Below are 17,982 nucleotides of genomic sequence, written 5' to 3'. Positions count from 1 at the left end.
AGGGCGCCGGAGTCGGCGACACCTCCTGTCGAGCTGCCGATCAGGCGCGGCGGAAGCGAACCAAGGGGTATTGCGGGATCTCGCCCGTGTTGCGCACTGGGCCCGTGAAGGTTGTTGCGCCGTCCAGTACCAGGCCGTGGCGGGCTGCAACCGCGGCGAGGTGGGCGAGGGAGTCCTGGGAGCGCGTGTCGTGGGGGTCCCGGCCGTCGGCGTAGCGGCTCGCGTCGGTTTTTTCGGTGGTGGTGACGAAGACGCCGTCGGTGCGTAGGACCCGGGCGACCTCGGCGATGACCGGCTCGCTGTTGTTGAGCAGGTGCAGCAGCCAGACGGCTACGACCGCGTCGCAGCGCCGATCCGCGATCGGGAGCCGCGTCGCGTCGGCCGCGGCGACGTGGCCCGGGAGCCGGACGCGGGCATGCTGGAGCATTGCGGTCGAGATGTCGACGCCGTGCACTAGGTTGCCTAGGGCAACGAGCTCGGCGCCGACGATGCCGGTGCCGACGGCCAGCTCGAGGACGCGACCGCCCTTGGGGAGCAGAGAATCCACTGCCTCGGCGGCAGCCACGGCGCGGGTGAGGCCGCCGCGTGTGTCGTCGTACGTCGAGGCGACGGTCTCGTCGTAGACGTAGTCGGACGTGGTCCTCCACAGCTCGGGCCAGGCGATGCCGACCTGCGCGAGCATGTCCCGCAGCAACGGCAACGACAGGCCGACGACGTTGTGGTAATCGCCCTCGATCGCGGTCACGAACGGCCCGCCGAGCCCGTCGACGGTGAACGCTCCGGCGACGACGAGCGGTTCGCCGGTGGCGACGTACGCGTCGATCTCGTCGTCGGTCAGGTCGGCGAAGTGGACGGTGGTCGACGCCAGCTCCCGCAGCTCCTGCTTGGCCGAGGTGTCGATCAGGCAGTGTCCGGTGTGCAGTACGCCGGTGCGCCCGCGCATCATCCGCCAGCGCTCGCGTGCGGCGTCGGGCGTCTCGGGTTTCCCGTACGGCTCCCCGTCGAACTCCAGCACCGAGTCGCACCCGAGCACCGTGGCGTGATCGCTCAAGTTCGCGACCACCGCTCGCGCCTTCAGCGTCGCGAGCAACCGCGCCAGCTCGCCCGGATTCTCCGCGGTCACGTCGTCCTCGTAGACGCCGGAGACGATCACCTCGGGCTCGATGCCCGCACTGCGCAGCATCTTCAGCCTGGCCGGCGACTTCGAGGCCAGGACGAAACGGATGCTCACAGCTTCGCCAGCGCCCGGCGCAGCGGGTCCAGGCCGATCGACCCGAGGTTGAGCGCGTCCGAGTGGAACGTCCGCAGGTCGAACGCGGATCCCTTGCGCTGCTTGGCCTCCTCGCGCGCCTGCAGCCAGATCCGCTCGCCGACCTTGTACGACGGCGCCTGCCCCGGCCAGCCGAGGTACCGGTTGAGCTCGGCGTGCAGGAACTCGACCTCCATCCGGCAGTGCGCGCGCAGGAACTCGAAGCCGAGCTCGGCGTTCCACCGCTCGCCGGGCCGCCAGCCGAACGGGTTGTCGCGCGGGACCTCCAGCTCCAGATGCATGCCGATGTCAACGATCACCCGTGCCGCCCGGAAGCCCTGCGCGTCCAGCATGCCGAACCGCGCGCCCGGTTCCTCGAGGTAGCCCAGCTCCTCCATCAGGCGCTCGGCGTACAGCGCCCAGCCCTCGCCGTGACCGGACACCCAGCACGCGATCCGCTGCCAGCGGTTCAGCAGGTCGGTCCGAAGCATCGTCTGCGCGACCTGGAGGTGATGTCCGGGCACGCCCTCGTGGTACACGGTCGTGACCTCGCGCCAGGTGGCGAACTGCTCGACGCCGTTCGGCACTGCCCACCACATCCGGCCCGGTCGGGTGGTCAGGTCCTCACTCGGCTGCGTGTAGTAGATCGAGCCGTCCGAGGTCGGCGCGATCATGCACTCGAGCGTGCGGATCTCGTCGGCGATGTCGAAGTGGGTGCCGCCCAGCTCGGCGACGGCCGCGTCGGACAGCTGCTGCATCCAGTCCCGGAAGGCGTCCTTGCCGCGGATCGTCCGCGCCGGGTCGTTGTCCAGCAGCGCAGCCGTCGCTTCGATGTTCCGTTCGCCGCCGTTCAGGCCGGCCGCGATGTCCTGCATGTCGTTCTCGATCCGGGCCAGCTCGGCCCAGCCCCACGCGTACGTCTCCTCGAGGTCGATCGCCGCGCCGAGGAAGCTGCGCGAGGCCAGCTCGTACACCTCCCGGCCGCACGCGTCCCGCTGCGGCGCCCGCGGCGCGAGGTCGGTGGTCAGCCAGGCGCCGAACTGGTCGAACGCCTTGCGTGCAGACGCTGCCGCGGCCTCGACCGTCGACTTCACCGCGCTCTGCGGAGCCTGCGCGGCCAGCCCGGCGAAGAAGTCGTCGCCGTCGGCGCCGGTCCAGCTGGCGATCCGCTCGGCCAGCCCGTTCACCTGACGCACCGCGGAGATCCGGCCCTGCGCGGCCTGCTCGAGCAGCGTGTCACGGTACCCGTCGAGCGTCGTACCGATCTGGTTGAGCCGGATCGCGACCGTCTCCCAGTCCTGCTCGGTGTCGGTCGGCATCAGGTCGAACACCTGCCGCAACGCCGCCGGGACCGACGAGATCGCGTTCAGCTGGTGCTGCGGTACGCCGGCCTCGTAGCGCTCGAGCTCCAGCCCGAGGCGCTCCACCAGCGCGTCCTTGGCGACCTCCTCGCGCGGGCTCGCGGGCTCGATCGCCTGCGCCTCGCCGAGGGTCTGCCGGGTCAGCTCGACCCGCGCCTCGAACCCGGCCGGCGTGAAGTCCGGCAGCTCGTGGTCATGGCCGGCGATCCCCAGCTCGGTGGCCGTGATCGGGTCGAGCACGATCTCCTGCTCGAGGTGCCGTTCAGCCAGCTGGTCGATCGGGCTGTTCGGTGTGCGCGCATCAGTCACGGGATCGTTCACAGGCCGACCCTACCGTCCAGGGGTGCGCGATACTGACCTGTTTGTTGCCGATACTGTGGCGGTCGCTTTCTGACGCACAGGAGAGGAACGGCGTTGAGCCAGCCACCCTACGGGCCGCCCGGCCAGAACCCGCCGTACCCGCCTGATCCGCAGCAGTACCAGCAGCAGTACCCGCCGCAGCAGCCGCAGTACCAGCAGCAACCGCCGCCGTACCAGCAGCCCGCGTACGGACCGCCACAGCGTCAGTACGGCGCGCCGCCGCCGCAAGGCCCGGGCTTCGGCTGGGGTCCGAACTTCGGACCGCCCGGACCCGGCGGTCCCGGGGGCGGTCCGGGCTGGCAGCCGCAGCGGCCGCGGAAGAAGTCGAAGGCGCCGCTGATCGCGCTCCTGTCGATCGTCGGCGTCGCGATCGTCGGGGGGTGGATCATCGGCGTCGTCAAGAAGAACGCCGACGACGTGACGACGCCGCCGGTGAGCCCCAGCCGCTACACCCCGGAGCCGACCGGGTCGCCCACCGAAGAACCCACCGGCGGGCCGACAGAACAGCCCACGGAGCAACCGACCGAGCAGCCGACCAGCACGGAGACGACGACCACGACCGCGCCGAAGGTGTCGGACTCGACGGTCGTCGCGAAGAACGCGCTCTACAGGGCCGGCCAGATGAAGACGGTCAACTGCAAGGAGCCGAGGGTCCGGCCGACCAACGCGCGCAACGCGGCGGCGTACTGGACCGCGATCAAGCCCTGCCTGGACAAGGCGTGGGCGCCGCTGGTGGCGAAGGCCGGCTACAAGTTCAAGCCGCCGACGATGACGTTCTGGGCAGGCACGAATGCGACCGGCCCGTGCGGCACCGGCCCGGTCAGCGTGCCGTACTACTGCTCGGCCAACAACAACCTGTACATGAAGGTCGACGTGTTCGTGCAGGCGTACACCGAGTACCCGGACGCGGAGTCCAAGGCGTACGCGCGGATGTGGTACACCCGCTCGGTCGCGCACGAGTACGGGCACGGCGTACAGAACATGACCGGCATCCTGCAAGCGTCGGACAACATCCGCTACGAGCTGACCAACTACGACGACCGGACCCGGCAGACCCGCCGGATGGAGCTGCAGGCGAACTGCTTCGCCGGCGTCTTCCTCGCGGTCAACAAGCGCAGCTACCCGATCAGCGGCGAGATGCTCTACGTGTGGAACAAGTGGGTCCTGACGGCCGGCGACAAGCCGGAAGAGGGCGACCACGGCAGCGTGGCGAGCCAGCAGCGGTTCATGGGTACGTCGTTCAAGACCGGCAACCCGGCCAGTTGCAACACCTTCGCGGTGTCACCCAGATACGTCAGCTGACCCCGGCGGGGCGACCTGCTGCCAGGAGTCGAGCAGGATGTCGCGCAACTCGTCGGCGTCCTCGAGCGCGGCGAGGCGGGCCCGAACCCAGTTCGAGCCCGCCTCGTGCTTCGGCACCCAGAACTTGTCGGGTTCTGCCGCGATCAACTCTTCGCGTTCCAGCCGGGGACACCGGACCGCGAACGAGGTCTGGTCGTCCGGCACCGTGACGAACATCCGCCCGGCGACGTCGAACGTCGGGTGTCCCCAGCGCTTCTTCTCCACCGTCTCCGGGAAGGACAGCGCGATCCGTCGTACGTCGTCTGCGTCCAGCACGGTCACACTTTAGAGCGACCCGGCAGCAGGAAGGCGACCAGCGCACCGGCGGCGACGATCGCGGCGCCCGTCCAGACGGCGGGCACCAGCCCGGCGGCGTAGCTGGTCGGCGACTCGTACGACCCGGCCGAGGCGAACACCGACGCGAGTACGGCGACGCCCATCGCGACTCCGACCTCGCGGATCGTGTTGTTCGTACCCGACGCCACGCCCCGATCCGCGTCGGACGCGCTGTTCATCACGACGCTCGCCGACGGCGCGAAGGTCAGCCCCATGCCGATCCCGGCGAGGATGAACGGTGCGACGAGATCGCCGTACTGCGTTGTCGCGGTGGTGATCATGGCGATCCACCCGAGCCCCGCCGCGAGGAGCAGCTGTCCGGCGACGATCAGCGTCCGCGGGCCGACTCGATCGACGATCAGACCGGCGATCGGTGCGACCACGAGTGGCGCCGCGGTCCACGGCAGGGTGCGTACGCCGGACTGGAACGGCGTGTAGTGCTGCACGACCTGGAAGAACTGCGCCAGCAGGAACACCGATCCGAACACGCCGACCGCGAAGGTGAACGAAACGATGTTCACCACGCTGAACGAGCGGACCGAGAACAGCCGCAGCGGCAGCATCGGCGCAGACGTCCGACCCTCCCAGCCGATGAACGCTGCCAGCAGTACGACGCCCGCGATCAGCGAGCCGAGCACGCCGCCGGACGTCCAACCGTCGTCGGCTCCGTGCACGACACCCCACACGATCGACAGCACGCCGGCCGTCGCCAGAACCAGCCCGAGCAGGTCGAGCCGCTTCGCCGTACCCCTGGACTCGGACAGGACCCGAGCAGCGAGCAGTACTGCGAACACGCCGACCGGAACGTTCAGCCAGAAGATCCACTGCCAGTTCAGGCCGTCGACAACCGCGCCGCCGACCACCGGCCCGACGGCGACACCGAGGCCGGAGATACCGCCCCAGATGCCGATCGCCGCGCTCCGCTGCTTCTCCGGTACTGCGCCCGCGAGCAAGGTCAGCGACAGCGGCATCACGGCCGCCGCGCCGATGCCCTGGATCGCACGGAAGGCGGTCAGCATCCACGGCTCGGTCGCCAGCGCGCAGGCGGCCGACGCGAGCGTGAACAGCGCGATCCCGGCCAGGAACATCCGCCGCCGGCCGAGCCGGTCGCCGATCGCGGCCGCGGTCAGCAGCAGCGCGGCGAAGGCCAGCGTGTAGGCGTTCACGAACCACTGCAGGTCCGACAACGACGCGCCCAGCTCGGTCTTGATCACCGGCAGCGCGTTCGTCACGACCAGGTTGTCCAGCGTGACCATGAAGGTGGGAATCCCCACCGCGGCCAGCACCACCCCGAGCCCACGGCTCCGGGTCCCCACCACATCCCTCTCGACGAGAGCGGTCATCTCGAGCTCCTAGTTGTAATTCACTGATAACTTCACCGATGACGAGAGTATGCATCCACTGATAACATGTCAAGGGTGGCGTCGGGAAAGCCGAGAGGAGCTGGGATGACGAGGGTCAGGTTGACCGCGAAAGAGCGCGGCGAGGAAGTCCTGCAGGCCGCTGTGAAGGCGTTCGCCGCGTCGGGGTACGAGGGCACGAAGACCGACGAGATCGCACGAATGGCCGGGGTGTCACAGCCGTACGTGATTCGGTTGTTCGGGACCAAGCAGCAGCTGTTCCTCGCCGCCGTCCAGAGCGTGTGCGACCGGATCGAGCAGCTGTTCCGCGAGGCGGCCGAGGAGGCCCCCGAGCTGGCCAGCCTCGGGCAGAACTACCACCGTCTACTGGCTGAGCCCGAGGTCCTACTGGTACTGCTTCACGGCTTCTCCGCCAGCGGCGACCCAGCCATCGGCGACTGCGTCCGGCAACGCTTCGGCAGCATCTACGCACTGATCCGCGAGCTGACCGGCGCCACCCCGCAACAAGCACGGGAGTTCCTCTCCGCCGGAATGCTGATCACCGTCATGTCCGCCATGCAGGTCATCGGCCCAACAGCCATCCCGCTCCCCTGGGCCGAGGAGATCGCGAAGACGCTCGACTAACTCCGATCGAGCTTCTGCCCGGCGGCGAACCAGATGGTCGCCGTCCCCAGCCCCATCGCGAGAACCGTCACCACCAGCGACCCCGGCACATCCGCACCTTGCACCAGCGCAGCAGCCAACGCCACCACCGGCACCAGCAGCAAGGCAATTGCCGTAGGCAACCACCAGCGCCGCAACGCCGCCGGATGAACCCGCGCGTACGACGGCAGCTGAGCAGCGAACGCGGCGGCAAGATGCACCAGCACGAGCGCCAGCGCGGTCAGCACCAGGCTCCAGCTGATCTCCGCCGGCGCCCGCATGAGCCAACCGAGCGCGACCACCAGCAGAAACACGATGCCCGCCAGCGAGTCCGGCAGCACGATAGTTGCCAACAGCATTGGTACGCCGACCAGCGGGATCAGGTCCAACTGGTCCCAGGACTGAACAGCCGGTACGACGAGCGCGGCAGCACCTGCGACCGCGATCACCAGCCGGCCATATACGACAGCCCGACCGGACGCGCGCAACTGCGCCAGCCAGAGCGTGATCTTCTCGGCAGTACTCATGAGCGGATCCTCGGTGCGGCGGACAGTCGCGCGGCGTCCCGCAGTACCTCATCCAGCGTCCCGGAGCCGCGCCACGGAACCGTCGGTACGCCGAGGTCGCTGAGCCGATCGAGATCACGGCGGCGCTCGAGCAACCGCAGGCGCCAGGCCAGCGGCCACGATCGCGTGTCGTGGGCGTCGACGTCGAGGATCGACGTGACGTCCGGCGGCAACGTGTCGATCGCGATCACCGTGCAGCCGGAGTGGACGAGCGTGACGATGTAGCCGAGCATCACCGGACGCAGCAGCGGGCTGAGCACGAGCACCAAGCTGTCCGACCGGACCCGGTTGCGACGAGCCAACTGCTCCTCGTCCTGCTGCCGGCCGCGCCGATCCGCATGGACCAGCGTGTCCAGGATCCGCCGCAGATGCGCGCGCCCGCTCCCCGACCGCACCCCGCGGAACAGGCTGCCGGTGTCGATCAACCGCACCCGGTCGCCGTTGCGCAGGTAGTGCTCCGCAACCGCAGCGGCCGCTCGTACGGCGGTATCCAGGCTCGACGACCGCCCGTCGATCCCTTCGCTGACCCCGATCTCGCCGCCGGTGTCGACCATGATCACGACCTCGGTGTCGCGGTCCGACCACGTCGACGTGACGTGCAGCTCCTGCGTCCGCGCCGACACCGCCCAGTTGATCCGCCGCAACCGGTCGCCGGTCCGGAAGGGCCGTACGCCGGCCAGCTCCGTCCCCTCGCCCGGCCGCCGCGACCGGTGCAACCCGACCAGCCCGGCCGGCCGCGGTACGGCGTCGACCGCCTCGAAGCCCTCCCGCAGCGGCAACGTCGTCACCGCCTGCGACTCCACCGACGTCACCTGGATCCGGTACGCCCCCACCGACGAGGTCGCCGTGACCGTTGGCCGCTCCAACGACCGCAGTCCCCATCGCTTCGACCGTACGCCGACCTCCAGCGTCACCTCACCGTTCGACACCGGCTCCGCGATCGCCGCCTGCGGCGGGTCGTACTGGAACCAGGCCGTCCGCGGCAACGCCGCCACGATCAGGTCGATGTCCGGATCAACCCCGTCCGGCACCCGCAGCCGGTACGTCGTCGCCTGCCCCTCGAAGAGCACGTCCGCGTCGAGCTCGGTGTGCACCTCCGGCCGCTCCCGGGGGCGGAAGAACCGTCCCCACGCCGCCAGGAACGCCAACGGCAACCCGAACACGGCGGCATCCGGCCGCCGGAAGAACACGGCGACCGCCAGCAGCACCGCAGCCACGCAGATCGCCCGGATCTGCGCGTGCGTCGGACGCCACCTCATGCGCTGGTTGCGCCGACCACGGTTGGCGGCGCCGCAACCGAACCGAGCACCGTCCGTACGACGGTCGCACCGGTGACCTCATGCAGCCACAGCTCCGGCCGCACCGTGATCCGGTGCGCCAGCGCAGCCACGGCCACCGCCTTCACATCCTCCGGTACGACGTAGTCGCGGCCCTTGATCACCGCGTACGCCCGCGCTGTCAGCAGCAGCGCCAGCGAACCACGCGGTGACGCGCCTACTAGCACCTGCGAGTCCCGACGGGTCGCGGCGGCGAGGTCGACGCAGTACTGACCGACGGTGTCGTCGACAGTGACCCGCTCGACGGCCTGCTGCGCGGCGAGCAGGCCGGCTGCATCAGTCACCGCGTCGACGGTCTGGTCTTCACGACGACGGCTCATCCGGCGACGCAGCACCTCCCACTCCTCCGCGGGGCTCGGGTAGCCGAAGCCGATCCGCAGCATGAAGCGGTCGAGCTGTGCCTCCGGCAGCGGGTAGGTGCCTTCGTACTCGACCGGGTTCGCCGTCGCGAGCACGTGGAACGGAGTCGGCAGCGGGAACGTCTGCCCCTCGACGGTGACCTGGTGCTCCTGCATCGACTCCAGCAGCGCAGCCTGTGTCTTCGGCGGCGTCCGGTTGATCTCGTCGGCCAGCAGCAGGCCGGTGAAGATCGGGCCGGGCCGGAAGACGAACTCGGACTCCTTCTGGTCGTAAACGAACCCGCCGGTGACGTCCGACGGCAGCAGGTCCGGCGTGAACTGCACGCGCCGGAACTCCAGCCCTAGCGCCTGCGCGAACGACCGCGCGGCCAGCGTCTTCGCGAGACCCGGGTAGTCCTCGAGCAGCACGTGCCCGCCGGCCAGGACGCCCGCCAGCACCAGCTCGAGTGCTTCGGCCTTCCCGACCACGGCCTGGCTGACCCGCTCCAGCACCTGCCGGCTCAGGTCGGAGACCTCACCCAGAGTCAGCTCGCGATCAGTCACAGGTAGTCCTCACAGGTTCTCGATGGTGTGAATCGCGTACTCGATCTCGTCGAGCGACGCGGTGCGTTTGTCGTCACCGGTGATCAGCTGCCAGAGCCGGTCGCCGGTGATCTCGCGAGCCCGGTCCGGCTCGAGCTCAGGGTCGACTCCGTGCCGGTGCACCAGGCGGTCGGTGGCCAGCTCGAGCAGCATCGGCCGCACCCGGCGCACGAAGGTCTGGGAGCCTTCACCGGCACGCCGCTCGCGGCTCGACTCCTGCAGCCAGGTGGCGATGAACTGGGTCCGGTTGTCGCTGGTCCGCGTCCGCAGCGCGGCGAGCTTGTCGTCGTGCTGGCCGGGCCAACTGGTCTCCACGACCTGCGGCAACACCAGCCGGATCGCCAGCGACCCGATCCCGAGCGCGAGCGCAGCTCCTACGAACCACAACGGCCGCGGCGCCATCCCTGCCGCGCCGAACACCGCAACCAGCAGCAAACTCGCCAGCACTGCGATGCCGATGTGCTGCAGAAGCATCTTGTTCAGCCGCAACGACCGGCTCTTCTTGACCTCCTGCGGCGGCCCCTTCTCCTCCAAGGCCGACCAGCGGTACGACGTCATCCGGCGACCTCCGCAGTGTCGGGATGAGCCGCCGCGAGGTCATCACGCAACCGCAGCAACGCAGCCCGCGCCTCGGCTCGCGCTTCCTCGCTCGAGCCGTGCGTGGAGTACCGCGCCTCGCGATACAGCGCGCCGAGCCGGACCAGCTGCCCCTCGGAGATCCCGCCGATCCCGAGCACGCGCACGGTGAACTCGGCCGGTGTCTCCGACGGATCCCGAGGCACTCCGGCCGACGCGGCCGCTTCCTCCAGCGCCACCCAGCACGCGATCACCGCATCCGTCGCCTTGCCGGAATCGATTCGCGCGAGGCCGGCGTCGACAGCCTCGGCCAGACGCTCGGTCTTCACCCGCTCCCAGTCCGTGTCGTCGGGCTCGGCCTGGGGCAGCCGCACCTTGCTGATGATCCGGTAGATGACCAGACCGATGAACACCAGCAGTGCCGCGATCGCCAGGTAGATCACCGCCTGCCACAACGCCTTCAACCAGCCCGGCATCTCGACAGGCTTGATGTCCCGCGGCGACGCTGTCGCGGTGGGCGGCGGCGCAGCGGTGTCGGACGGCGTGAACGTCGGCAGCGGCCGCGGGCTGGCCTTCAGCGTGCTGTCGCTCACCGGCCGGACCGGCCCGCTCGCCGACGCGAGCACGACGAAGCCGGCCGCGACAACCCCGACGAGCACCACGGCGGCCACCGCGAGTGCACCCCGCCGCTGCGTCTGCATCTGGGCAGGCTACCCCGTCAAAAGCCCGTATCGAGGAAGGGGAGTCGAGATGTGGAAAACGCTTCCGCAGTCGTGGACAGGGCGCCGGCCGTGTGCTCGTGGACCAGACCCGCCCGGCCGAGCCTGGCCAGTGACGGGCGACCGAGGTAGACGGCGCCGAGATCACGCACGTGCAGCGTCAGGTCGGCGTCCCGGGACGTGGACTCGCAGCTGGCACCTTCCGGCCCGCCGTCGAGGTGCCAGCGGCCCGCGTTCCACGGCAGGAAGTCGTCGACCACCTCGATGACGACGTCGACGTCGCGCGCGTACGTCCGCCCGGCGAGCGCCGTACCGACGTCGACCGGCCGGACCCACAGGCCGTCCCGCGTGATCGGCGACGGTGCCCGCGGGTCGAGCAGGAGGTCCAGCAGCGGGTCATCCGAGGCGAGCATCTCGCAGCGCGTCTCGCTGAGCAGGTCCGGCTCGAGCAGGTACCTCCAGAGCGCCGCATGGGACGCAAGGTCGGCCGCGTGCACCCGCTGTACGTCGACGTACCCCTTCTCTGCCCGTTTGGTCCGATAGTGAGCGAACCCGGTCAGCTCACCGTCGCGCTCGGCCAGCACGCACCGGACCTTCGACCCGTTCGCGGGATTGCCGGTCAGGTTGTCGCTGATCGTGTACTCCTGCCAGCGCTCGTCGTGCTGGAACATCCCCGGCCGCTCCAGCGCCAGCTTGTTCCGCAGCTCCGCGCAGCGGGCGAGACTCTCGCGGACGTCGACGTACCGGATCGTCACGTCGTCGATGCCGGCCACCGGGCGCAGCGTGCGCGACACCTTCGGTACGGCGATCTCCTGGTGATCGGCCGCGAGCCCGTACCCGAACCGCGGATAGATGACCGGCTCGCTGGCCGTCAGCGCGGCCAACGGCTCCGTGCCGGCCTCGTGAACGTCGGTCAGCTGCGCCCGCATCAGATCACGCAGAATGCCCCGCCGCCGATGCGTGGCCCGTACGCCGACCATCGTCACGCCTGCGACCGGCAGCTGCCCGCCGGGCACCGCCATCCGATGCGAGAACGTCCCGGTGTGCCCGACCAGCTGCCCGTCGTCGATCGCGACCGTCGACCGCTCGCGCTCCCAGATCTTCCGCTCGGATTCGTACTGCGCGTCGGTCCACGGCGACGAGAACGCCATGTCCAGGAGCTCCAGGAGCTCGTCCCATTCACCGCTGAACTGCCCGATCTCGATCGCCATACCCCTTGCCTATCAGACAACCGGACCTCTGGACTGATGAAAACCGTTTTCATATACTCAGGAGATGACCGCCCGAGCGAAGACTCCGTTGTCCCTGTTGGTGGGGCTCTCCACGACCTTGCGGGAGCCTGTACTCGATGCGATGACCGACGCCACCACAGTGGTCGTGGTCGTTGACCAGGACGAGCTGCCGGAGCGCGGCGTGCTGTCGTGGCGCGTTCAGGATGCGTCCGGGCCGATCGACGCCGGCGAGTTCACGGTCGGGGACGACTGCGGCGCCTGCCAGCTGATCGAGTCGCTCGTACCGTTGCTGGAGGCACTCGTCGCGCGGGCGAACTGGGACCACATCGTGCTCGCGGCGCCGCCGGCGATGGAGGCACGTCCGCTCGTCGCCACGCTGGTGTCCGCGCTGCCGGAGATCGCCGTCGACACAGTCACCTGCGTCGTCGACGCCGTACTGCTCGTCGAGCAACTGTCCGGTGACGAACTGCTCGCGGAGCGCGGTCTTGCCCTTGGTCTACCCGATCGGCGCAATGTCGCGGAGCTGACAGCCCGCCAGATCGAGTACGCCGATGTCTGCGTGCTGACCAACGCACACCGCAGCGCGGCGGCTGACCGGCTGGTGCACTTGCTCGAGCACCTGAATCCGCGGACTTCCGTGGTGACAGCCGACGTTGCCGGCGTACCGACCGGACCGGTTGTGCGGACCGGGCGGTTCGACTTCGATGCGGCCGAGGCGTGGGCCGGAGAGCTCACGTCGTCGGACCGGGTGCAGCCGAGCGGCGACGGAGTGACGACGGTGTTGTGGACGTCGACGCGTCCGCTGCACCCGACCCGGCTGAACGACGCGCTCGAGGACATCGTCGACGGCGTCGTCCGAAGCCGCGGCGTGGTCTGGCTGGCGAACCGTCCGACCCAGCGCGTCCGCTGGGAGTCCGCCGGGTACAGCGCGTCGCTCGGGATGCTGGGCGAGTGGTCCGAGACCGAGCACCTCGCGGAGTGCACGGTGGTCGCGACCGGCATGGGTCTCGATCCGGCGCGGTTGCAGGCGATCCTCGACGCCTGCCTGCTGACCGAGTCCGAGCTGGCCGGCCTCGACTGGCAGGACCTGGACGACCCGTTCGCCGGGGTGTTCTAGCCGAGCAACGGCAGGCGGCTCGCGTGCGGGCCGAGCATCTCCAGGTCGTCGTCGTCGAGCGGCAGGCGACCGGTTGCCTTCAGCACGTACGTCGTAGTGTCCCAGCCGATCACGTCCCACGCGTCCGGACCGAACAGCCCGTCCAGCGTGCGTGCGGTCACCTGCAGTCCTTGCGGATCCGGCTCCGGCGCGTCCGGCAGCCCGACGGTCAGGTCGAGGTGATGAACCGTTGCCTCAAGCACCAATGTCGCGACGAAGTCGACCGACCGCAGGACATGACCCTGGGTCTCGATCCGGCGGCCCTTCGTCGCCAGCCCGAGCGCGGACGCTCGTACGGCGGCCTCCGAGACCTCACGCCAGTGCTGCACGAGCAGACCAGGCTTGCGGTACGACGCTGCGATGCTCTGGACGAAGCTCGTGTCACCGTCGGGGTGCGGCGGGAAGTCTTTCCAATAGCTGACGAAGTCCCGGTCGGGCTCGACCACGGCCGGGCTGGCGAAGGCGATCAGCGCGCGCTGGGCGTCGTACAGCAGATGGACGAGCAGCGGGCCTACGGGCATACCGGGGCAACGGGTCTCGCGCTGGAAGTCCGCATCGGTCAGCCGCTGCACCGTCTCGGTCAGTCGCCCGTACGTCCGCCCCAGCGTCGCCGCCAGTCCCTGCGGCAACGCGCCGCGCTCGGGTGCCTTCATCCCCGGCCTCCTTGGGTTGGTCTCTTCGAACCTAACCCGAGAAGGCACCGGTGTGTTCCTAGGACCTTGCGGTGTCGAGGTGCGCCGCGGCGATCGCCTCGAGGTGGCTGAGGTCGGAGGCAACGGTCGCGAAGCTGTAGCCCTGCTCGATCCGGCGCTTCGCGGACTCGCCGTCGAAGGTGTGGATGCCGGCGGCGATCCCGGCCTCCTGCGCGGTCCGCGCGATCAGCTCGAGCGCCTCCTCGAACGGGCCCTCGATCTCCGGGTCGCCCGGGAACCGTGCGCCCAGCGCGAGACCGAGGTCCGACGGGCCGACGTACACGCCGTCGAGGCCGGGCGTCGCGCAGATCTCAGCCACGTTCTTCAGCCCGAGCGGTGTCTCGATCATCGCGAGTACGACGGTCTGCGCGTTGCTGTCGGCCGGCACCGGACCGATCCGCAACGACGCCCGCATCGGCCCGAACGAACGCACCCCGACCGGTGGGTACTTCGCCGCGCGGACCGCCCGCGCGACGTCGTCCGCGGTGTCGATCAGCGGCACGATCACCCCGGTCGCGCCGGCGTCGAGCGCCCGCCCGATCGGCGTCGGATCGTTCGCCTCGACCCGGACCAGGCCGACCGTCGGCCGCGGCCCGATCGAGGCCCCGGCGTCGATGGCGAGCAGGCCGGTCATCAGGCCTTGGTACCCGATCAGGCCGTGCTGGCCGTCGAGCACCACGTAGTCGTATCCCAGCCTCGCGATGCGCTCGGCGACCGGTGGCACGTCCAGCGTGATCCAGTAGCCGACCAGCTTCTCCCGAGAGCGGACGCGGCCCGCGAAATCGTTTGCACTCACGAACCGCAGACTATCTACACCGGCGGTACGCCGTGCCGGCGGTGGGAGAAGGTCCGGTCCTTGGACTGCGCCGCGGCGAGGCGGGCGATCAGGTCGTTGCGGAGGTCCTCGGGCTCGACGATCGCGTCGATGACCAGGTCGGCCGCCAGGCGCAGGATGTCGATATCGGTCTCGTACTCCTCGCGGAGCTTCGCGACGTATTCGACCCGTTCGCCCTCGTCGGCGATCTCCTGGATCTTGTTGTAGTACACGGCGTTGATGGCCGCCTCCGGACCCATCACCGCGATCTTCGCGGTCGGCAGCGCGACGCACGCGTCCGGCGAGAAGCCCGGCCCGCACATCGCGTACAGGCCGGCGCCGTACGCCTTGCGGACGATCACGGACACCGTCGGCACGGTTGCCTCCGACACCGCGGTGATCATCTTCGCGCCGTGCCGGATGATCCCGGCCCGCTCCACCTCGCTGCCGATCATGAACCCGGGCACGTCGCACAGATAGATCAGCGGCACGTTGAACGCGTCGCACAGCCAGATGAACCGCGCCGCCTTGTCCGCCGAGTCGACGAACAGCACGCCGCCCTTCACGGCCGGCTGGTTCGCGACGATCCCGACCACCTGCCCGGCCAGCAGCCCGAACCCGACCACGAGCTCCGGCGCGTACGCCGGTTTGATCTCGAAGAACGTGTCCGCGTCGACGACCGCGTCGATCACGTCGTGGATGTCGAACCCGACGCTCTCCTCGGCCGGCACCAGGTCGCGGGTGAAGTCGCGGCCGGCGTCCGAGGCGTCGTACGACGGCGGTCGCGAGCGCCACGAACCGGGGAGGTAGGAGAAGTACTGCTTGGCGAGCTCGATCGCCTCGGTGTCGTCGGACGCGAGCAGGTCGCCGCATCCGGACACGCTGGTGTGCATCCGGGCGCCGCCCATCTCCTCCAGCGTCACCTTCTCGCCGACGACCATCTCGGCCATCCGGGGCGAGCCCAGGTACATCGAGGCGTTGCCGTCGACCATGATCACGATGTCGCAGAACGCCGGGATGTACGCGCCGCCCGCCGCGGACGGACCGAAGAGGCAGCAGATCTGCGGGACCTTGCCGGACAGCGCGACCTGGTTGTGGAAGATCCGGCCGGCGCCGCGACGACCCGGGAACAGCTGGACCTGGTCGGTGATGCGGGCGCCGGCGGAGTCGATCAGCCAGAAGATCGGCAGCTCGTCGCGGAGCGCGACCTCGGTGATCCGGACGATCTTCTCGACCGTGCGCGCGCCCCAAGAGCCGGCCTTGACGGTCGGGTCGTTGGCAACGATCAGCGCCGGACGGCCGTCGACCAGCGCACGGCCGGTGACCACGCCGTCGGCGGGCAGGCCGGGATTGAGCGCGTTGGCCAGCTGCGCTTCCTCGACGAAGCTGCCCTCGTCGACCAGCAGCGCGATCCGGTCGCGGACATAGAGCTTGTTCTGGCTGTCGAGCTTGGTCTTGGCCTTCTCCGGCGGCGCCAGCGTCGCTTCGCGGGCGACCTTGACCTCAGTCCAGTGATCGCCGGTCATGGGGCCTCCCGGCCTGGACGGAGGAGCGGAGGGAGCGAAGCGACCGGAGCGACGAGGGAAGGCCGGGAGTCACAGCCCCGTGACCCGCCGCGACGGAGTCGTGGCATCGATACAGTCATGCAGGCATCATTCCACCGGTAGCCCGAGGCTTCGGGCGATCAGCATCCGTTGCACCTCCGACGTGCCCTCGCCGATCTCGAGGATCTTGGCGTCGCGGTAGAAGCGGGTGACCGGGTACTCCTCCATGAAGCCGTAGCCGCCGAAGACCTGGGTGGCGATCCTGGTAGCGCTTACCGCCGACTCGGTCGCATACAGCTTGGCAACAGACGCAGCCTGCTTGAACTCGGCTACTGACGCTCCGGCGTCCTTCAGCGCGGCGGCCCGGTAGACGAGCAGCTCGGCCGCGTCGGCCATCACCTTCAGGTCGGCGATCTGGAACGCGACACCCTGCTTGCGTCCGATCGGGCCACCGAACGTCTGCCGCTCACCGGCGTACTGCACCGAGAGCTCGAGGCAGGCGCGGATGCAGCCGAGGGCCACGGCCGCGATCGCGACCCGCCCGTCGTCGAGCGTCGCGAGGAACTGGGCGAACCCCTTCCCGCGCTGGCCGAGCAGGTTGGCCTCCGGGACGCGTACGCCGCTCAGCGACAGCGGATGCGTGTCGCTCGCGTGCCAGCCGAGCTTGTCGTACGCCGTCTCCGCCACGAAGCCCGGCGTACCGGTCGGGACGATGATCGTGGAGATCTCCGGCTTGCCGTCCGCGCGCTCGCCGGTCCGCGCCGTCACCGTCACGCAGCTCGTGATGCTCGAACCCGAGTTGGTGATGAACTGCTTCGAGCCGTCGATCACCCACTCGCCGCCGTCGAGCACCGCGCGGGTCTTGGTCGCGCCGGCGTCCGAGCCCGACTCGGGCTCGGTCAGGCCGAACCCGGCCAGCTTCTGGCCGGCCACGAGATCGGGCAGCCAGGTCGCCTTCTGCTCGTCGGTGCCATAGGTCAGGATCGGGTTGATGCCGAGCCCGACCGCCGCCTCGAGCGTGATGCCCATCGACTGGTCGACCCGGGAGATCTCCTCGATCGCCACGCACAGGCTGGTGAAGTCACCGCCGGCGCCGCCGTACTCCTCCGGCGCGGTCAGCCCGAACAGGCCGAGCTTCCCCATCTTCTGCACGACCTCCACCGGGAAGTAGTGCTTGCGGTCCCACTCGGCCGCATGCGGCGCGATCTCCGCCTCCGCGAAGTCGCGAACGCTCTGGCGGAACTCCCGGTGTTCCTCGGACAGCTCGAACATGCGGCACCCCTTCGTGCTTGACGCTTACGTAAACGTAAAGCACGCTGGGCTGCATGCACAATAGCCAGGTGTCCGCTGAGACCTGGTCGATCGCCGAGCTCGCCACCGAGTACGCCGTCACGCTGCGAACGATCCGGTTCTACGAGGACCGCGGCCTGCTCACCCCCGAGCGCCGCGGCACCGCTCGCGTCTACCACCCCCGCGACAAGGTCCGCCTCGGCCTCATCCTCCGCGGCAAACGCCTCGGCTTCTCCCTCGACGAGATCGCCAAGATCGTCGACATGTACGACGCCGAACCCGGCGAAGAGGGCCAGCTGGTCTATCTCCTCGACCAGATAACCCACCGCCGGGCCGAACTCGAACAACGCCGCCGCGACATCGAAGAAACCCTCGCCGACCTCTCCGAAGTAGAAACCCGCTGCCGCGCAGACCTGAGCGCACTCAGATGGGAGCGGCCCCCAGGAAGTTGAGCAGCCCGCAACT

At 69.5% G+C, this 17,982-nt stretch carries 18 protein-coding genes; 4 read left to right on the top strand and 14 right to left on the bottom strand.

Translation table 11 applies throughout. The annotated features are described in order from the left end of the window. Positions 1-40 precede the first annotated feature (40 nt). Complete coding sequence (locus EV645_RS15515; RefSeq protein WP_242000438.1) at positions 41-1,231, bottom strand: Maf family nucleotide pyrophosphatase; 1,191 nt, start codon at positions 1,229-1,231, stop codon at positions 41-43. After that, positions 1,228-2,931 carry a DUF885 domain-containing protein gene (locus tag EV645_RS15510; protein ID WP_242000437.1) on the bottom strand — a complete coding sequence of 568 codons (1,704 nt, stop codon included), beginning with the start codon at positions 2,929-2,931 and terminating at the stop codon, positions 1,228-1,230. Before EV645_RS15510 ends, EV645_RS15515 begins: the two co-directional genes overlap by 4 nt. A 93-nt stretch (positions 2,932-3,024) precedes the next feature. Here EV645_RS15510 and EV645_RS43165 point away from each other — a divergent pair, with 93 nt between their 5' ends. Continuing rightward, entirely contained in the window at positions 3,025-4,272 is a 1,248-nt protein-coding gene (locus tag EV645_RS43165; protein WP_130444310.1) for a neutral zinc metallopeptidase, read from the top strand. Here the strand turns inward: EV645_RS43165 and EV645_RS15500 are convergent. Continuing rightward, the gene (locus EV645_RS15500; RefSeq protein WP_130444308.1) at positions 4,252-4,587 is read right to left on the bottom strand and encodes an MmcQ/YjbR family DNA-binding protein; all 336 of its coding nucleotides are present in this window, start codon (positions 4,585-4,587) and stop codon (positions 4,252-4,254) included. The two genes, EV645_RS43165 and EV645_RS15500, sit on opposite strands and share 21 nt — an antisense overlap. A 2-nt stretch (positions 4,588-4,589) precedes the next feature. Next, the gene (locus tag EV645_RS15495) at positions 4,590-5,990 is read right to left on the bottom strand and encodes a DHA2 family efflux MFS transporter permease subunit (RefSeq protein WP_130444306.1); all 1,401 of its coding nucleotides are present in this window, start codon (positions 5,988-5,990) and stop codon (positions 4,590-4,592) included. A gap of 105 nt (positions 5,991-6,095) precedes the next feature. Here EV645_RS15495 and EV645_RS15490 point away from each other — a divergent pair, with 105 nt between their 5' ends. After that, positions 6,096-6,632: a TetR/AcrR family transcriptional regulator gene (locus EV645_RS15490; protein ID WP_130444304.1), complete on the top strand. Its 537-nt coding sequence runs from the start codon at positions 6,096-6,098 to the stop codon at positions 6,630-6,632. On the opposite strand, the gene EV645_RS43160 is transcribed toward EV645_RS15490, so the two are convergent. Genes EV645_RS43160 through EV645_RS15460 form a run of 6 tightly spaced genes read right to left on the bottom strand, consistent with a single transcriptional unit; the run spans position 6,629 to position 12,000 of the window. After that, positions 6,629-7,177, bottom strand: coding sequence for a hypothetical protein (locus EV645_RS43160; RefSeq protein WP_130444302.1), 549 nt, complete (start codon positions 7,175-7,177; stop codon positions 6,629-6,631). The two genes, EV645_RS15490 and EV645_RS43160, sit on opposite strands and share 4 nt — an antisense overlap. Continuing rightward, the gene (locus tag EV645_RS15480; RefSeq protein ID WP_130444300.1) at positions 7,174-8,475 is read right to left on the bottom strand and encodes a DUF58 domain-containing protein; all 1,302 of its coding nucleotides are present in this window, start codon (positions 8,473-8,475) and stop codon (positions 7,174-7,176) included. Before EV645_RS15480 ends, EV645_RS43160 begins: the two co-directional genes overlap by 4 nt. Beyond that, positions 8,472-9,455 carry an AAA family ATPase gene (locus EV645_RS15475; RefSeq protein ID WP_130444298.1) on the bottom strand — a complete coding sequence of 328 codons (984 nt, stop codon included), beginning with the start codon at positions 9,453-9,455 and terminating at the stop codon, positions 8,472-8,474. Before EV645_RS15475 ends, EV645_RS15480 begins: the two co-directional genes overlap by 4 nt. 9 nt (positions 9,456-9,464) lie before the next feature. Beyond that, positions 9,465-10,052 carry a hypothetical protein gene (locus EV645_RS15470; protein WP_242000436.1) on the bottom strand — a complete coding sequence of 196 codons (588 nt, stop codon included), beginning with the start codon at positions 10,050-10,052 and terminating at the stop codon, positions 9,465-9,467. After that, complete coding sequence (locus EV645_RS15465) at positions 10,049-10,771, bottom strand: DUF4129 domain-containing protein (RefSeq protein ID WP_130444296.1); 723 nt, start codon at positions 10,769-10,771, stop codon at positions 10,049-10,051. Before EV645_RS15465 ends, EV645_RS15470 begins: the two co-directional genes overlap by 4 nt. A gap of 17 nt (positions 10,772-10,788) precedes the next feature. Next, positions 10,789-12,000, bottom strand: a complete 1,212-nt coding sequence (locus EV645_RS15460) for a GNAT family N-acetyltransferase (RefSeq protein ID WP_130444294.1) — start codon at positions 11,998-12,000, stop codon at positions 10,789-10,791. A 64-nt stretch (positions 12,001-12,064) separates the two neighbouring features. Here EV645_RS15460 and EV645_RS15455 point away from each other — a divergent pair, with 64 nt between their 5' ends. After that, entirely contained in the window at positions 12,065-13,138 is a 1,074-nt protein-coding gene (locus EV645_RS15455) for a CobW family GTP-binding protein (protein WP_130444292.1), read from the top strand. On the opposite strand, the gene EV645_RS15450 is transcribed toward EV645_RS15455, so the two are convergent. From EV645_RS15450 to EV645_RS15435, 4 genes are all read right to left on the bottom strand, one after another. After that, positions 13,135-13,830 carry a maleylpyruvate isomerase N-terminal domain-containing protein gene (locus EV645_RS15450; protein WP_130444290.1) on the bottom strand — a complete coding sequence of 232 codons (696 nt, stop codon included), beginning with the start codon at positions 13,828-13,830 and terminating at the stop codon, positions 13,135-13,137. The two genes, EV645_RS15455 and EV645_RS15450, sit on opposite strands and share 4 nt — an antisense overlap. Before the next feature lie 58 nt (positions 13,831-13,888). Next, positions 13,889-14,665 carry an HpcH/HpaI aldolase family protein gene (locus tag EV645_RS15445; RefSeq protein ID WP_130444288.1) on the bottom strand — a complete coding sequence of 259 codons (777 nt, stop codon included), beginning with the start codon at positions 14,663-14,665 and terminating at the stop codon, positions 13,889-13,891. 14 nt (positions 14,666-14,679) lie between these two features. Continuing rightward, entirely contained in the window at positions 14,680-16,209 is a 1,530-nt protein-coding gene (locus EV645_RS15440; RefSeq protein ID WP_130444286.1) for an acyl-CoA carboxylase subunit beta, read from the bottom strand. 126 nt (positions 16,210-16,335) lie between these two features. After that, entirely contained in the window at positions 16,336-17,499 is a 1,164-nt protein-coding gene (locus EV645_RS15435) for an acyl-CoA dehydrogenase family protein (protein ID WP_130444284.1), read from the bottom strand. 68 nt (positions 17,500-17,567) lie between these two features. On the opposite strand from EV645_RS15435, the gene EV645_RS15430 reads away from it, so the two are divergent. After that, positions 17,568-17,969, top strand: a complete 402-nt coding sequence (locus EV645_RS15430) for a MerR family transcriptional regulator (protein WP_242000435.1) — start codon at positions 17,568-17,570, stop codon at positions 17,967-17,969. Positions 17,970-17,982: the final 13 nt, after the last annotated feature.

The sequence above is a fragment of the Kribbella rubisoli genome (assembly GCF_004217145.1).
Lineage (GTDB): Bacteria > Actinomycetota > Actinomycetes > Propionibacteriales > Kribbellaceae > Kribbella > Kribbella rubisoli.
The sequence above is the reverse complement of the archived record's forward strand: the minus strand, read 5'-3'. Positions and strand labels throughout refer to the sequence as shown.